Source organism: Pseudomonas brassicae, assembly GCF_010671725.1.
Classification (GTDB): Bacteria; Pseudomonadota; Gammaproteobacteria; order Pseudomonadales; family Pseudomonadaceae; genus Aquipseudomonas; species Aquipseudomonas brassicae.
Genome location: NZ_JAAHBU010000091.1, coordinates 19,690 through 34,098 on the forward strand (window position 1 = coordinate 19,690; position 14,409 = coordinate 34,098).

The following is a 14,409-nucleotide window of genomic DNA, read 5'->3' on the forward strand; positions in this document are numbered from 1 at the left end:
TGGTGGGCTGTGTAGTGTAAACGCAGCGCTTCACCCAAGGCCCCGCCAGCACTGGACGGGGCCTTGTCGTTTCCGCGTTCGGGCTGGCCTTCAAGGACAGAGAGCATGCAACTGCAACGCGCGTTACTGGTACTGGATATGCAAGTCGGGCTTTTTCAGGGGGCCGAGCAGCCCTGGCAGGGGCAGCAGGTACTGGCCAATATCAACCGGCTGATAGAGGCTGCACGTGGCGCGCAGGTGCCGATTTTCGCTGCCCGTCACACCGGCCCTGGCGGCTCGCCGATCGCTGCCGGTAGCCCTGCATGGCAACTGCTGCCTGAGCTTGGCGTCGATCCTTGCCGCGACCGAGTGTTCGACAAGTCGCGCCCCAGCGCATTTTTCAACACCGACCTGCACCACTGGTTGCAGCAGGCAGCGGTCGACGAGTTGCTGATTGTCGGCATGAAGACTCAGTATTGCATCGATACCAACTGCCGCGTGGCTGCCGAGTTCGGGTTCAAGCCGCTGCTGGTCAGTGATGCGCACACTTGCATGGACACGCCGCAGCTGACGGCCGAGGCCATCATCGCCCACCACAACGCCACCCTGGGCGGTGCGTTCGCCACGCTGTGCGCCACCGAGGCAGTGCAGTTCGCTCTGGCACAGCGCTAGGCCCCGTTATGCGTTGCGCCGGGGTTTGCCGTAGGCCTGGGTGATGCGGTCGATCACCACCGCCAGTGCCACGATGGCCAGGCCTGCCTCGACGCCTTTGCCGACGTTCAGGGTCTGGATGCCTGCCAGCACGTCCTCGCCCAGCCCGCGTGCGCCGATCATGGAGGCGACCACCACCATCGACAGTGCCATCATCACCGACTGGTTCAGGCCTGCCAGTATGCTCGGCAGTGCCAGCGGCAACGAGACCCGGCGCAGGCGCTGCCAACGGCTCGCGCCCAGGCCCTGGGCGGCCTGGCTCAGCGACGGGTCGACCTGCGCCAGGCCCAGCTCTGTCAGGCGTACCAACGGCGGCAAGGCATAGATCAGCGTGGCAAAGATCGCTGGGACCTTGCCCAGCCCAAACAGCATCAATACCGGGATCAGGTACACGAAACTGGGCAGCGTCTGCATCACGTCCAGCACCGGCATCAGCAGGCGCCGTGCCAGTGGGCGGCTGGCCAGCAGCACGCCAAACGGCACCCCGATCACCACGCACAGGCCGGTACTGACCAGCACCAGTGCACAGGTCTGCAGCAGCTTGTCCCACAAGCCGACCACACCGATCAGAAACAGCAGTGCGCTCAACAGTAACGCCCGTCGCACACTGCGCGTGGCATGCCAGGTCAGCAGCGCCACCAGGGCCAGCAACAGCCACCAGGGGGTCATGCGCAACACGCTTTCCAGGCCCACCAGCAGCTGCAGCAATGCGTCCGACACGGCACGCAGTTGATCACCGTAGGCCAGTACCAGCCAGTCCACGAAGCGGTTGATGCTGTCGGCAAACGAAACGTGCAGGGCCTCTGGAAACGCCGCACTCACAAGGCTGCCTCGACCTTGGCGGCCACCTCGGTCGGTAGCCAGGCGTGCCAGATCGCGGGGTGCGCCTTGAGAAAGGCCTGCGCCGCCGCGCTGGGTTGCTGGCGCTGTTCGTTCATGTTTGCCAGGGCTGCGTTGAGGGTGTCGATCGGCAGGTCGACCTTGGCAAAGAATGTCACCAGGTCCGGGTATTGCTGGCGAAACGCTGCCGACACGCCGATCGACAGCTTGGCCGGCAGCGAGCGCGTGCCCACAGGCTGGGGGTTGCTGGCGTCGGTGAGGGTGGCCCAGGCCTGGGCATCGAAAGCAGGCTCTTCAAGGCGTACCAGTTGGTACCGGCCCATCAGCGGGGTAGCGACCAGTAGTAGAACAGCACGGGTTTGCCGCGTCGGATGGACGAGGTGATCTCGGCATCGAGTGCCGCACCGGAGCCGCTGCGAAAGTTCACATACAGCGCATCCAGCCCATAGGCCTTGAGCTTCTGGCTGTTGACAGTTTCCGAGGTCCAGCCGCTGGGGCTGTTGAGAAAGCGGCCCTTGTCGGGCGATTCGGGATCTTTGAACACCGCGGCATAGCGCTTGAGGTCGTCGACAGCGTGCAGGTCTGGCGCCAGCGCCTTGATACCGCGTTGTTCATCGCCCTTGATCACGTAGGCTGGCACGTACCAGCCCTCGTCGGCGTGCTTGACCGTGTCACCGATGCTGAACACCTGGCCGGCCTGTTCGGCCTTGACCCAGGCCGGGCTGCGGCCGGCCCATTCCTCGGCGATGACCTGGATGTCGTTGCGTGCCAGCGCCACCTCCATGCTGACGGTGCTGCCGGGCAAGGTATCGGTCGGGTAGCCATAGCCTTTTTCAACGATGAAACGCAGGATCTCGGTGGTGAGGCTGCCGCTTTCCCAGGTAATGTCGCCAAAGTGGATGGGGCCTCGGGCATTCGCTGCATGGCTGTGCGCCAGCAAGCCGAGCGCCACCAGGGCGCCCCCTATCAAGTGCATCAGTCGCTTCATGTCGTCTCACTTGCCTGGCCGTGGGAAGGTCAGCAAGTGTAGTAGACACCAGCGGGGCGCTAGCGCAGCACCGCCAGCTTGATGCTGAACCCGACCAGGCACAGGCCGGCGAGACGTTCAAGCAGGTTCGACACCTTGGGGTTGGCACGCAGGCGCTCGGCCAGGTTGTGGGTCAGCAGCACCGCGATCAGCCCGTACAGGAACGTCAGCGCGGCAATGGTCAGCGCCATGAAGCCGAACGTTACCAGCCCCTGGTGCCGGACCGGGTCGACGAACAGCGGGAAGAACGCCATGTAGAACATGATCGCCTTGGGGTTGAGCACGGTGATCATCATGGTCTGGCGCAGGTAGTGGTTGGACTTCATCGCCCGCACCGGTGCGCTGCCGGGCTTGGACAATGCCATGCGCAAGCCCAGGTAGGCCAGGTACGCCGCGCCGAGCCACTGTACGGTGTGGAACGCCGCCGGGTAGGCGCTCAGCAACGCCGCCACGCCGGCCACTGCCAGCCACAGCAGCACCTGGTCACCGAAAATGATGCCGAAGGTGGCGGCCAGGCCACCTTTGATCCCACCCTTGCCGGTTGCGGTGATCAAGGCGAAGTTGCCGGGCCCCGGGATCGCCAGCAGCACAAGGAAGGCAATCATGAATGCGCCATAGTCCGTTACACCAAGCATGGGAAAGTGCTCCTGAATCTGCAATCAGCCCACTGTACACAAACAGGCGGGCTTCTGGTTACGAGATGTTTCGCAGTTGGCATCAAGCCCTGCGGGGGTTACGCTTTGCTTCATCTACCACAAGGAAGTGAACATGCAGTTTTCCCCGCAAGAGCGCGCCGTGCTGCTGGCCATCAAAGGCGTCGGCCCTACCGTGCTGACCCGTCTCGAACAATTGGGCTACCACTCGCTGGCGCAATTGAGCCAGGCCGATGCGCTGGACATCGTGACCCAGGCGGCCGGCCTGGTCGGCTCCAGTTGCTGGAAGAACAGCCCCCAGGCACGCGCCGCGATCCAGGCAGTGATCGCGCAGGCGCGTGCCGCTGCGCCGGCCTAATTTATCGTCTCGCCCGTTCGTTCCTTTGATAGCTCCCGTACGCCTCGGCGCGACGAGCTTCATTCAACGAAGGAGACAGGCAATGACTTCCGTATTCGATCGCGACGATATCGTGTTCCAGGTTGTGGTCAACCACGAGGAACAGTATTCCATCTGGCCCGATTACAAGGCCATCCCCAACGGCTGGCGTACCGTGGGCAAAAGTGGCCTGAAGCCGGAGTGCCTGGCCTACATCGATGAGGTCTGGACTGACATGCGACCGCTGAGCCTGCGCCAGAAGATGGCTGAAACCGCTACCGCGCAGTGAGGGCCGGCTTGTGTCGTCATTGACCCTGCTGTGCCTGCCGTACTCGGGTGCCAGTGCCATGGTCTACAGTCGCTGGCGACGCAAGTTGCCAGCGTGGCTGAGTGTGCGTCCGGTGGAACTGCCCGGGCGTGGCGCGCGTCTGGGCGAGCCGCTGTACACCGACATGCAGGCGCTGGCTCGGCAACTGGCCAGCGAACAATGCCGGGTTGCCCACCAGCCCTATGCGGTGTTCGGTCACAGCCTGGGCGCGTTGCTTGCATTCGAACTGGTACACGAGCTGCGGGCGTTGGGCTGCCCTGCGCCGGTGGCGCTGTTTGCCTGCGGCACGGCTGCGCCGACCCGCCGTGAGGACTACGATGGCAAAGGCTGGCGCGACCCCAAAAGCGACCCGGAGCTGATCGACGAGCTACGCACCTTGGGCGGTACCCCGCAAGAGGTACTGGCCAACGAAGAGCTGATGAGCCTGACCCTGCCTGTGCTGCGTGCCGATTTCCTGCTGTGCGGGCGTTACCAGTACCGCGAGCGGCCGGCGCTGCAGTGTCCTGTGCATGTGCTCGGCGGCGAGGCGGATCGTGCCAGCCAGGAGCAGTTGCTGGCGTGGCGTCAGGAAAGCCTTGGGGACTTCTCCCTGAAGGTCTTCCCGGGCGGACACTTTTTCATCCATGAACAGGAAGACCGCGTGCTGGGCGTATTGAGCCAGGCGCTGGAGGCGCATCGCCTCAGCGCATGAGCGTGGTAGCATTCGGCGGGCTCTGGCAGCACCTGCTGTCGGAGCTTGAGCCCGAATGCAGCCAGGCGGTCAGCGTGCCGACCTGGCGCCCGCCATGGAGCGCACGCAATGCTGATCGACCCCTCCCAGGCCACCTTGCTGGTCATCGACGTTCAGGAAAAACTCATCGGCGCGGTCAGCGATCCGGCGGGTACGCTGGCGCGCACCCGCTGGTTGCTGGCTGCCACGGCGCAACTGGGGTTGCCGACGGTCATCTCCGAACAGTATCCAAAAGGCCTGGGGCCGACAGTAGCAGCGCTCAAGGCGGCTGCTCCGGCGAGCGAGGTGGTGGAAAAACTGCATTTCTCCTGCGTGGCTGCCAACTGCCTGCCTGAGAGCCTGCTGGCCCGCGGGCAGGTGATCGTGTGCGGTATGGAAACCCACGTCTGTGTGCTGCAGACCGTGCTGGGCCTGCGGGCAATGGGCAAGCAGGTGTTCGTGGTCGAAGATGCCTGTGACAGCCGCAGTGCTGCCAACAAGGCTGCGGGCCTGCAGCGCATGCGCGAGGCCGGCGCGCATATCGTGACCCGTGAAATGGTCGTGTTCGAGCTGATGGGCAGCGCCGAGCATCCGGCTTTCAGGGCCATCAGCAAGGCCTTTCTGGTCGGCGAACAGCCGTAGTGCGAGGGTGATTGCATGCTGTATGTCGTGATGCTGGGAGGCAAGCACCCTCGCGCGCGTATCGAGGTCCATGACGTGGTGTTCGTGCTGGCGCCTACCCTCGAGGCGGCATACCCGCAATTGCGTGAGCAATGGTTCGGCAGCCCCAAGGGGCTGCATATCGACGCCTGGTTCGAGGTGGACGGGCTCGACGGCTACCAGCTGCAATGGTCCCAGGTGCAACCGGCGCCTGGAGAACCACGCCTGTACTTCATCAACCTTGGCGGCTACGAGCCGGGCTGCTTCGGCGAAGCGCACCGCTATGTACTGGTGGTGGCGAGCGACAAGGCCCAGGCCAGGCGGCAGGGCAAGCAGCACATGGCCCGCGACTGGGGGCAGGCGCATACCGATGCGTTGCTGGATGTGGATGACTGCATCGCGATCGATCAGGTGGGCGGGCGGTTCGCGCAGTTGGTACCGGGGCCGCATGCGCCGCTGGTGCAGCGCAGTGACTACATCGTGCTGTCTTGATCCGGTCAACTGGTGGCCTTCTGATGGCTGCGTGGATTACAGTGCGCGCTGAATTTTCGTTGACCTACAGGATGTTTCAATGCGCTCACGTGCACTGCTTGCTTTGTGTTCCACGCTTGCCCTGTCTGCCGTGCCAGTACTGGCCCAGGCTCAGGCCACGGTCGCGCAGGTGTTCAATGGCGAGATGCTGGGTAGCAATCTGCGCTACTTCGAATCGGTGGCCGGTGTGGCCCGCACGTCGGCGGGCGACAGCCACACCTATCGGGTGCAAGGGTGCGAGATTACTGCAACGGCAGGCGGGGGCACGGTCAACACGTTGCGCATGGAGCTGTCGTCCACCTGCCAGGCTGACCTGAACTCGTTCATCGGCGACTTTGCGCCGCCAGCCGGCAACGACCTGACCTTCGGGGCGATGGCCGAATCCACCGGTGGGTATCTGGAGTTCTACGCCAGTTGCCTGAGCATGTGCGGCAATGCCGCCGACCCGTCGGCGTACGCGCTGTGGCAGGGGCCGCGTGCCATCGGCTTTACCGAAGTGCTGCTGGAGGTCGTGCTGGCCGGTGACGATTCACTGGCAGCGGCCAACCAATGGGAAGCCGCCATGCACAAAGCCAAGGGGGAGGACTTCGTGATGGAGACGCGCTTCAACTGTGAGCGCAGCTTCGACGAAGTGGCCCAGCACAGCTTCAAGAACGTGAAAGTCAATGCGGTGACCATCGGTACCGAACTGTACAAGCCTGGCTGCTGAGGCGAGCCGGCAGTGCCAAGCGGGCTGGCGCTGCCGACCGCTTCTTTGTTTGCGACTGTACAAAGCGAGGTTTGTGTACAACTCTTTGTAGCAAGTACCTCCACGCGAGGTCGTAAATGCGCGCATCGAACCCGCCTGACGGTTCGCATGCCCGCCGTTGCCAGCGGCGCTATCGGCAACGCCTTTGCAAGGCCGGCCCGTTAAGGAGCGCTGACAATGAACCTTCACCAATTGACCGAACTGGCCCAGGCCGGGCAGATAGACGAGTTGCGCCTGGTATCGCTGGAGGGCGGCATCTACGTGTTGCAGGCGCGCCTGGGGGCCAACCTGCACGGTGTCGTCGACGCCCAGGGCGCGGGCTTGCGCGTGCGCTCCACCAGCCATGTGCGGCAACTGCTGCACGGGCTGCCGGTGCTCCCTTGCGTGCTGGTGCAGAAGGGGGTGCATGACGAAATGTGTGGCTTGGCGCCGGCTGTCGAAGAACCGTTGAAAATACCCTTCACCTTGCACCTGCCGGGCTGAACTGCGTACTGTGCGGCATCGAAGCGGTGGTTGAGGTGGTACATGCCGGTATGGCGCTGGGCAGGGCTTGCGGCAACGCTCTTGGTGTTGCAGGGGTGTGTGGGCCAGCGTGGCCCGCAACAGCCTTCTGCGGCCCAGGTGCGGGCCACGCTGGTCACATTGATACCCAGCGCCACGCGTGATCGTGAGGGCTGGGCGGCAGACATTCAGGCGGCATTCGCTGCGCAGCGACTGGAGCCCAGCCGCAGCAATCTGTGCGCGGTACTGGCGGTCACCGAGCAGGAGTCGACATTTCAAGTCGACCCGCAGGTGCCCGGCCTTGGCCGCATTGCCCGTGCCGAGATCGATCGACGTGCGGCGCGCCTGCATGTACCGCAAGTGCTGGTCAACGCAGCCCTGCAAACCCGCTCACCCGATGGCAAAACCTACGCGCAGCGCCTCGCGGCAGTGCGCAGCGAGAAGCAGCTGAGTGCACTGTTCGATGACCTGATCGGCACATTGCCATTGGGCAGCAGCTTGCTCGGTGGTCTCAACCCGGTGCACACCGGCGGGCCGATGCAGGTCAGCATCGCGTTTGCCGAGCAGCATGCCAGGGATTATCCGTATCGCTACAGCGGCACCCTTCGCCAGGAAGTCTTCACCCGTCGCGGCGGCCTGTACTTCGGCATTGCCCACCTGCTGGGGTATCCGACCCATTACGAGCGGCCGCTGTACCGGTTTGCCGACTTCAATGCCGGTTGGTACGCAAGTCGCAACGCCGCGTTCCAGCAGGCGCTGAGCAAGGCGTCGGGGGTGGCGCTGGCGCTGGACGGCGACCTGATTGCGCCGGGATCGATCTTCCCCGGGGCCACGGAACGGGCGGCGCGCCAGTTGGGGCTTGGCATGCGCAACCCTAGCCTGCGCCGCCAGCTGGAGCAGGGCGACAGCCTGGCGTTCGAGCAAACCCGCCTGTATCAGCAGGTCTATGCCTTGGCCGACAAGGCTGCGGGCAAGCCCCTGGCGCGTGCGCAGTTGCCGGGCATCGAACTCAAGAGCCCGAAGATTACCCGTCAGCTGACGACCGCATGGTTTGCCAGGCGCGTGGATGAACGCTATCGGCGTTGCATGCAACGCTGATACGTCGGCATCCGTGTCGCGGGTGTGGTGCAGGCAGCTTCAGGCGCTGGCCAGGTTGGCGGCGGGACGCGCATTGGCGGCGCGTTTGCCCAGGCTCTGGTACAGCGACTGGCCGATCTCGGCGGCACGCACCGGCAGTACCGACAGCAGGGTGTCGCTCAGGCCGTGGGAGGCTTCACAGAAGCCTTGCAGATAAACCGCCGCGTTGAGCTCTGGCGTTGCCAGTACGCGGTAGTCACGGTCGACTTCGAAGTCTTTCAGGTGCTGTTGCAGCGGGGCCAGCAGCTCGCGATGCGAGCGACGCTCATACCCGGTGGCCAGGATCACGGCGTCGTACACATGGGTTTGCTGGATATCGGTGGCCAGGTCGCGCAGGGTCAGCTCGATACCTTTGTCGGTGCTCACGGCTGCCTCGATATGGCGTCGGCAGAGCACGGCGTGGCGGTGCTGGTGAGCGACTTTCTGGCGGTACAGCATGCCGTAGATACGCTCGATCAGGTCGATGTCTACCACCGAATAGTTGGTGTTGTGGTATTCGGAAATCAGCTTGGCACGTTCGGCCTTGGGCTGATTGAACACCAGGTCGGTGTAGTCGGGTGTGAACACTTCGTTCACGAACGGGCTGTCGTCGGCGGGCTTGAGTGCCGAGCCACGCAGGATCATGTCTGCCTTGACCGAGGGGTAGCTGTCGTTCAGGTCGATCAGTGCTTCGGCGGCGCTCTGCCCGGAGCCGATGATCGCGATGCGCATGGGCTTGCCTTGGCTGCAGGGCAGTTGTTCGAGGCTGCTCAGGTATTGAGAGTGGTGAAAGACCCGTGTGTCGTCCTTGAACGGCGCGAATGCTGCAGGAATCTTCGGCGTGCCGCCACTGCCGACCACTACCGAGCGCGCGCGGCGCTGGTGTTCGTGGCCCTGTGAGTCGCGGGAAACCACGCGCAGGTGATCGATGCGCCCGTTCAGCAGCTCTGGTTCCACCCGCAGGATTTCCTCGCCGTAGACGGCCTGGGTCGCGAAATGGTCGGCGGCCCAGCGCAGGTAGTCGTTGTACTCCAGGCGGCAAGGGTAGAACGTGCCCAGGTTGATGAAATCGGCCAGGCGTTTCTTCTGGTGCAGGTAATTGACGAAACTGTAGGGGCTGGTGGGGTTGCGCAGCGAGACCAGGTCCTTGAGGAACGAAATCTGCAGTTCGCTCTGGGTCGCCAGGGTGTTGCCGTGCCAGCGGTAGTCGCTCTGTTTGTCGATGAACAGGGCGTCAAGGGCGTGGCCGTTGGTTTCGGCAAGTTCTTCCAGGGCAATGGCCAGGGCCAGGTTGGAAGGGCCGAAGCCCACGCCGATGAGATCGTGGATTGTTTCGGGTGAAGATGACTGGCTCATGGGTGCGATTCCGTGGATGGTCGAGTTGGGGGCGTCTGATGCTCGCGCCCCGAATCCTGCGCAAGTACACCGATAGAACGAGTTGTCAGGGTCGGAATTTACTGGTGAGCCTGTTTCAGAGCTCGCGCGCTACCCGAAATCCGATCCAGTCGCCACGGTCCTCGGGAACGTTGGTATTGCGGTTGCCCGAACGCGAAAAGATCGCTGCCTCACCCCAGTCGTTGCCACGAATCTGCACCGTCTTGCAGTTGCCGGTCATCCACGCGCTGCCGTCTGCGGGCGCGTCCTCGTAGCTGTCGTTCCAGCAGTCGGCAACCCACTCGTACACATTGCCATGCTTGTCGTACACGCCGAAGGCGTTGGCATGCTTGCTGATTTCGTACTCGGCGTCCGGGTCGAGCGGGAACGGGCCGGTACTGCCGCCTCGGGCACCGTACTCGCGCTCGGCCTCGCTGAGCATGCGCTAGTGCTTGCCGGTCTTTTTCGACAGCCACACGGTGTAGGCCTCGACATGGTGGTAGCTGACGCACACCGCAGGCTGCCTGGGGCCTTGCACTCGCGTCCGGGGCGCGTATCGCCGTCGGCAATCACCACACCGGACTCGCGTACATACACGTCCCATTCGCCGGCCGTGACCTGGAACCGGCTGATGGAGAAGGGCTTGGCGAATGACACTTCATGCAGCGGCCCCTCATCAGGCTGGCACCCCACCTCGTCGTCGGGCGTGCCCATCATGAAGCTGCCGGCGGGCAGCACGCCCATCGCCGGGCAGGTGGCCTTGCAGTCGCGAAACACGCTACCCGGCGTACCGGGTGGCGGCCAGTGCCGACAGGCTGGTGGCGGCGAGGGGCAGGTGTGGCAGGGGGAGCGTCATGGTAACGACCTTTTCAGAGTTGCTTGATCAGCAGGGCCATGGCCCGATCGATTTGCTGCTCGTCGTTGAGCAGGCTGGGGGCAAAGCGGATCACCGGGCCGACATCGCGCGATACCGCATCGACCATCACGCCGTTCTGTACCAGGTAGGCAGCGACGGCGTCGGGGTCGCGGTGCTTGATCCGCAAGAAGGTAAAACCGGCGGAGTGCTCGCGGCTCAGCGGCGTCACCAGCTCGATGGCCTTGTGCTCGCGCAGGCGCTGCTTGAGGGCATCGTTGAGCTGGTGGATACGTGCCTGCACGTCGGCCTTGCCCAGTTGCAGGTGCAGTTCGAAGGCCTTGCCCAACGCCCAGCGGTGCTCGAACGCGTGGTAGCCACCAGGGGTCATGATGGTGGCGAAGTCCTCGTCTTCGGAGAAGGTCGCGAAGGTCGGGACCAGATGCTGCATCTTCTCTGATGCTGCGCAGATGATCCCGGTGCCACGCGGGCCGAACATCCATTTGTGGGTGCCGGCAATGAAGTAGTCGCAGTTGAAATCGGCAAAGCGCTGATTCTCGACGCCAAAGCCGTGCACACCGTCAACCACGTAAAGAATGCGTTCCTGTTCGCTGCGGTCGCGATTGTGACGGCGGACCAGTTCGCCGATTTCGCCCACCGGCAGCTTCACGCCGCTGCCCGAGTGCACCCAGGTCATGCCCAGGACACGGGTGTTGGGGCGGATGTTCTGGTCGATGGTGCTCAGTACCTGATCGGTGGACACCTGCCAGGGCTGTTCGAACAGGCGCAGCTTGCGCACCGAGGTACCCTGGCGCTGCTGACGGAAGGCCAGGCAGTTGTGGGTGGAGTAGTGCTCGTGCGCGGTGGTCAGGATCTCCTGCCCGGGGGCTACCTGCAGGCCACCGTAGATCATGCCCAGCCCTTCGGTGGTGCTGCCGGTGAGGGCGATCTGACGCGGCCTGACCTCCAGGTAGCGGGCAGCCCAGTTGCGTACTTCGCCCTCGCGCTTCCACTCGTTCTGGCTGTCCCAGTCCATTTGCTCGGCGGGATTGTGATCGATTTCGGCGCGGAAACGGTCGATGGCCTCCTGCACCGGCCGGGGGTGGGCGGTGACCAGGAAGTTGGCGAAGTGTGCCACGTTCGGGTCCAGCGGGAACAGCTGCGCAGGTTGCGCCATTTGTCCGGACCGTTCAGCGGCGCCGCGGCAGCGGCCTGGGCGGCAGGCAGCAGGCCGCTGGCCAGGGGCAGGCTGGCGGCCAATACGCCGGCCTGCTTGAGAAAGGTACGACGGTCAGTCATGTCAGTGCTCGATAGGAGTCAAGGGGTCAGCGTGGCGACGGGTTGCGCGGCGCTCTGGGTCTGGGCCCATACCCGCAGGAAGTTGCCGCCCCAGAGCTTGGCGATGTCTGCCTCGGAGTAGCCGCGACTGAGCAGCTCGGCCGTGACGTTGCGGATTTCGCTGACATCTTTCCAGCCATCCAGGCCACCGCCGTCGTTGAAGTCGGAACTGATGCCGACATGGTCGATGCCGATCTTTTTCACCACGTAGTCGATGGCGTCACCGAAGTCCTTGAGGGTGGCCTTGGGCTCTTCATCGATGATCGCGTAGAGGCTGCCGGCATATTCGCCAAAGCGTGCCTCGGGCCAGATCGCGATCACGGCATCGCCTGGCATGAGGGCATTGGCCAGACCTTGCAGGGGCTGCAGGTCAAAACGCGCGCGCAGGTTTTCGAGTTTTTCCAGTGTGGGTTTGCTCAAGGGCTTGAGGTAGGTGCCGAAACCGACCACCTGCACGACGCCGTCGCTGTCCTTGATCAGTTGCAGTTCCTTGTCGCTGAGGTTGCGCGGGATGTCCACCAGTGCCCGTGGCGCGGAGTGCGAGGCGACCAGCGGGGTGCGGCTCAGGCGGGCCACGTCCTGCAGGGCCAGGGTCGACATCTGCGAGACGTCGATGATGACGCCCAGGTCGTTCAGGCGCTTGACCGCCTGCTCGCCGATCGGTGACAGCCCGCCCAGCGCATCGGCGGTGTCGTTGAAGAACGGCAAGGGCCGCGAGGAGTCTGCCCAGTCATTGTTGCCGGTGTAGCTGAAGCCGAACATGCGCATGCCACGTGCGGCCCACAGGTCGAGCTGGGACAGGTCGTTGCCCAGCGGATAGGCGTTGAGCATGCTGATGAAGATGGCGAACTTGCCTTCGCCGTGCAGGCGCCGGAAATCCTCCGGGGTATAGGCGATGCCGACCTGGTTGGGGAAATCGCGCACCATGCCGGTGATGATCTTGTAGCGCACTTCCTGCTGGTGGCGCGCTTCGTCGACGAAGCCCGGGGTAGGTCGGTGTGGCGCATTCGGGCCGTTCCATAGTTCCGGCCAGCCGAAAATGGTCAGGGCGGCGCCGGACAGGCGCCCGTGGCCGGCCTTGACCAGGTCCAGTTGGCCGCCGCTGTCCTTGTCCACTTCGTGGCCGGTGCTGCCCATGTCCAGGGGCACGGTGACATGGCTGTCGAAGGACAGCATGTGCTCGTGCAGGGTATTGGCCTGTTCGACGATCGCCCGCGGGTAGGCGGGCGTCGACGGCCAGTAAAGGTAGGCAGCGGCGGCGCCAAGGGCCGCTACCAGCGCCAGGGGCAGGCCGATGGTCAGGGCTTTTCGGGAACGGGTTCTGGTCATTGCCATCTCGGTCGCAATACTGATCGGTACGACCGGCCTGGCATGCGCCAGGCAAAGGTCGGGTGTCAGGGGAAGGACGAAGAACGGCGAGGTAAATTTATCCCGCAGCCAGGCCGGTTAAAGTTTTACAAAATGTGGCCGATAGGAGGGCAATTCCACAGCTTCAGGACGGCATGATCATGATCGGAATCGGTTCGGCAGGGCTGAACATAGCGGGCCTGGCCCAGCTTTCCAGTGACAGCAAGACGCTGATCAAGGGCGCTGAAACCCTTGCTGTGGCAGCGCCTGATGACGCCGCGCAGGGCGATACAGAGGCCGGCAAAAGCGAGGCCGGCAAGGCTGGCGCGGCGGGTGGCGCGGCGCCGGCAGAGTCGGCTGGCAGCGAGTCGGCGCATATCCAGCAACTGCGTCAGCAGATGAAGGAGTTGCAGGAGCAGTTGGCCGAGCAGCAGAAGCAGTTGCAGCAGGTGATGGCCAGCAAGATGGAGGAGCAGGCCAAGGTAGTGGCGGTGCTCGGCGCACAGACCGCGGTCAATGGCACCAGTGCGGCGCTGGCGCAGGTGACGGCGGCGTTGCTGTCGGCGTTGAACGAGACCGGCAGCAGCAGTGCAGGCTCGGCGGTCGATACCACGGCCTGAAACCGGTGGCTGCCGTGTGCAAGGCACGGCAGCCTATTTGTTTGGGAGACACACGAAGGATATTCAGCACCTACTTCGTTGTTTGAGATTTTTCAAGTAGTCAATTTCCCTGCTTCCTACATTCGATTGGTTAGATGTTTAAGATGGTTTTTGTTTGAAATTTTTGATTACCAAAAAAGAACCTGAGTTAAGTAAGAAGCCTGCCTGCAACCTGTTAGATTTCGGTCTCGCTCGTCGCCTTTTCTTCATGTTGAACGGAGGCTGACAACAAGGATTGTTATTGTTCGAGGTTGCTGTATGTCAGTAGTGTTGCCGCCCACCTACGTAAGCCCCTACCCTGATATTGGTGTCAGCACATTCTGGGGGGGGATACGTCGGCTGTTGTACAACCCAATTACTTTCCAGGAGGGCGAGGTAATCCAATGGCCGATGCTCTATGGGGGCGGAAAAATCTGTACTGTGATCGGAAGACTTCAAGTGAAACATTTCGGCGTGAAGTGATAAGAACAAAGTTCGGTGTTCCAACGGCCGTCGAGCTAACCGCCCTAGGTGCGATCGACCAGTGGCACGCGGAAGGTAAATCGCTAGATCTTGGTTTTCAACGAATGGCCCAGAGTCTTCGAGCGTACCCCGTTATCCATGAAGCATGGTTAGTTATCCCACAAAGTCTCATGTTTTTTCAGGTGGAGTACTCACTC

14 protein-coding genes and 3 pseudogenes are annotated in these 14,409 nt (G+C 63.2%); 10 read left to right on the forward strand and 7 right to left on the reverse strand.

The window, feature by feature from the left end; all coding sequences use genetic code 11:
- Positions 1 to 111: 111 nt before the first annotated feature.
- Entirely contained in the window at positions 112 to 651 is a 540-nt protein-coding gene (locus G3436_RS07595; protein ID WP_420801185.1) for a cysteine hydrolase family protein, read from the forward strand.
- Positions 652 to 657: 6 nt separating this feature from the next.
- Here G3436_RS07595 and G3436_RS07600 read toward each other — a convergent pair whose 3' ends face one another.
- The 3 genes and pseudogenes from G3436_RS07600 to G3436_RS07610 form a co-directional block, all read right to left on the reverse strand.
- Positions 658 to 1,512 carry an ABC transporter permease subunit gene (locus tag G3436_RS07600; RefSeq protein WP_163943144.1) on the reverse strand — a complete coding sequence of 285 codons (855 nt, stop codon included), beginning with the start codon at positions 1,510 to 1,512 and terminating at the stop codon, positions 658 to 660.
- Positions 1,509 to 2,518: pseudogene (locus tag G3436_RS07605) on the reverse strand (ABC transporter substrate-binding protein). The gene G3436_RS07600 and the pseudogene G3436_RS07605 overlap by 4 nt, the downstream one beginning before the upstream one ends.
- Before the next feature lie 59 nt (positions 2,519 to 2,577).
- The gene (locus G3436_RS07610; RefSeq protein ID WP_163943147.1) at positions 2,578 to 3,192 is read right to left on the reverse strand and encodes a LysE family translocator; all 615 of its coding nucleotides are present in this window, start codon (positions 3,190 to 3,192) and stop codon (positions 2,578 to 2,580) included.
- Between the two features lie 133 nt (positions 3,193 to 3,325).
- On the opposite strand from G3436_RS07610, the gene G3436_RS07615 reads away from it, so the two are divergent.
- The 8 genes from G3436_RS07615 to G3436_RS07650 all read left to right on the forward strand — a co-directional run bounded on the left by G3436_RS07615 (position 3,326) and on the right by G3436_RS07650 (position 8,161).
- Positions 3,326 to 3,568: a helix-hairpin-helix domain-containing protein gene (locus G3436_RS07615; RefSeq protein ID WP_163943150.1), complete on the forward strand. Its 243-nt coding sequence runs from the start codon at positions 3,326 to 3,328 to the stop codon at positions 3,566 to 3,568.
- Positions 3,569 to 3,650: 82 nt separating this feature from the next.
- The gene (locus G3436_RS07620) at positions 3,651 to 3,875 is read left to right on the forward strand and encodes an MbtH family protein (protein ID WP_163943153.1); all 225 of its coding nucleotides are present in this window, start codon (positions 3,651 to 3,653) and stop codon (positions 3,873 to 3,875) included.
- Between the two features lie 10 nt (positions 3,876 to 3,885).
- The gene (locus tag G3436_RS07625) at positions 3,886 to 4,605 is read left to right on the forward strand and encodes an alpha/beta fold hydrolase (protein WP_163943156.1); all 720 of its coding nucleotides are present in this window, start codon (positions 3,886 to 3,888) and stop codon (positions 4,603 to 4,605) included.
- Positions 4,606 to 4,713: 108 nt separating this feature from the next.
- Positions 4,714 to 5,265 (forward strand): hydrolase, encoded by a 552-nt coding sequence (locus G3436_RS07630; RefSeq protein WP_163943159.1) that lies wholly within the window; start codon positions 4,714 to 4,716, stop codon positions 5,263 to 5,265.
- 15 nt (positions 5,266 to 5,280) lie between these two features.
- Positions 5,281 to 5,775: a DUF1543 domain-containing protein gene (locus G3436_RS07635; protein ID WP_163943162.1), complete on the forward strand. Its 495-nt coding sequence runs from the start codon at positions 5,281 to 5,283 to the stop codon at positions 5,773 to 5,775.
- Between the two features lie 79 nt (positions 5,776 to 5,854).
- Positions 5,855 to 6,523, forward strand: a complete 669-nt coding sequence (locus G3436_RS07640; protein WP_163943164.1) for a hypothetical protein — start codon at positions 5,855 to 5,857, stop codon at positions 6,521 to 6,523.
- Positions 6,524 to 6,739: 216 nt separating this feature from the next.
- On the forward strand, positions 6,740 to 7,045 hold the full coding sequence (locus tag G3436_RS07645; RefSeq protein WP_163943167.1) for a DUF6482 family protein: 306 nt from the start codon (positions 6,740 to 6,742) through the stop codon (positions 7,043 to 7,045).
- 42 nt (positions 7,046 to 7,087) lie between these two features.
- Positions 7,088 to 8,161 (forward strand): DUF1615 domain-containing protein, encoded by a 1,074-nt coding sequence (locus G3436_RS07650; protein ID WP_163943170.1) that lies wholly within the window; start codon positions 7,088 to 7,090, stop codon positions 8,159 to 8,161.
- A 39-nt stretch (positions 8,162 to 8,200) separates the two neighbouring features.
- Here G3436_RS07650 and G3436_RS07655 read toward each other — a convergent pair whose 3' ends face one another.
- The 4 genes and pseudogenes from G3436_RS07655 to pvdM all read right to left on the reverse strand — a co-directional run bounded on the left by G3436_RS07655 (position 8,201) and on the right by pvdM (position 13,073).
- On the reverse strand, positions 8,201 to 9,535 hold the full coding sequence (locus G3436_RS07655) for a lysine N(6)-hydroxylase/L-ornithine N(5)-oxygenase family protein (protein ID WP_163943173.1): 1,335 nt from the start codon (positions 9,533 to 9,535) through the stop codon (positions 8,201 to 8,203).
- A gap of 115 nt (positions 9,536 to 9,650) precedes the next feature.
- Positions 9,651 to 10,339, reverse strand: a pseudogene (locus tag G3436_RS07660) (formylglycine-generating enzyme family protein); the annotation flags it as partial.
- An 83-nt stretch (positions 10,340 to 10,422) separates the two neighbouring features.
- Positions 10,423 to 11,705, reverse strand: a pseudogene (gene pvdN / locus G3436_RS07665) (pyoverdine-tailoring periplasmic protein PvdN).
- Positions 11,706 to 11,723: 18 nt separating this feature from the next.
- Positions 11,724 to 13,073, reverse strand: a complete 1,350-nt coding sequence (gene pvdM, locus G3436_RS07670) for a pyoverdine-tailoring dipeptidase-like protein PvdM (RefSeq protein WP_163943176.1) — start codon at positions 13,071 to 13,073, stop codon at positions 11,724 to 11,726.
- A gap of 173 nt (positions 13,074 to 13,246) precedes the next feature.
- On the opposite strand from pvdM, the gene G3436_RS07675 reads away from it, so the two are divergent.
- Positions 13,247 to 13,711, forward strand: coding sequence for a hypothetical protein (locus G3436_RS07675; RefSeq protein WP_163943179.1), 465 nt, complete (start codon positions 13,247 to 13,249; stop codon positions 13,709 to 13,711).
- Positions 13,712 to 14,409 lie beyond the last annotated feature (698 nt).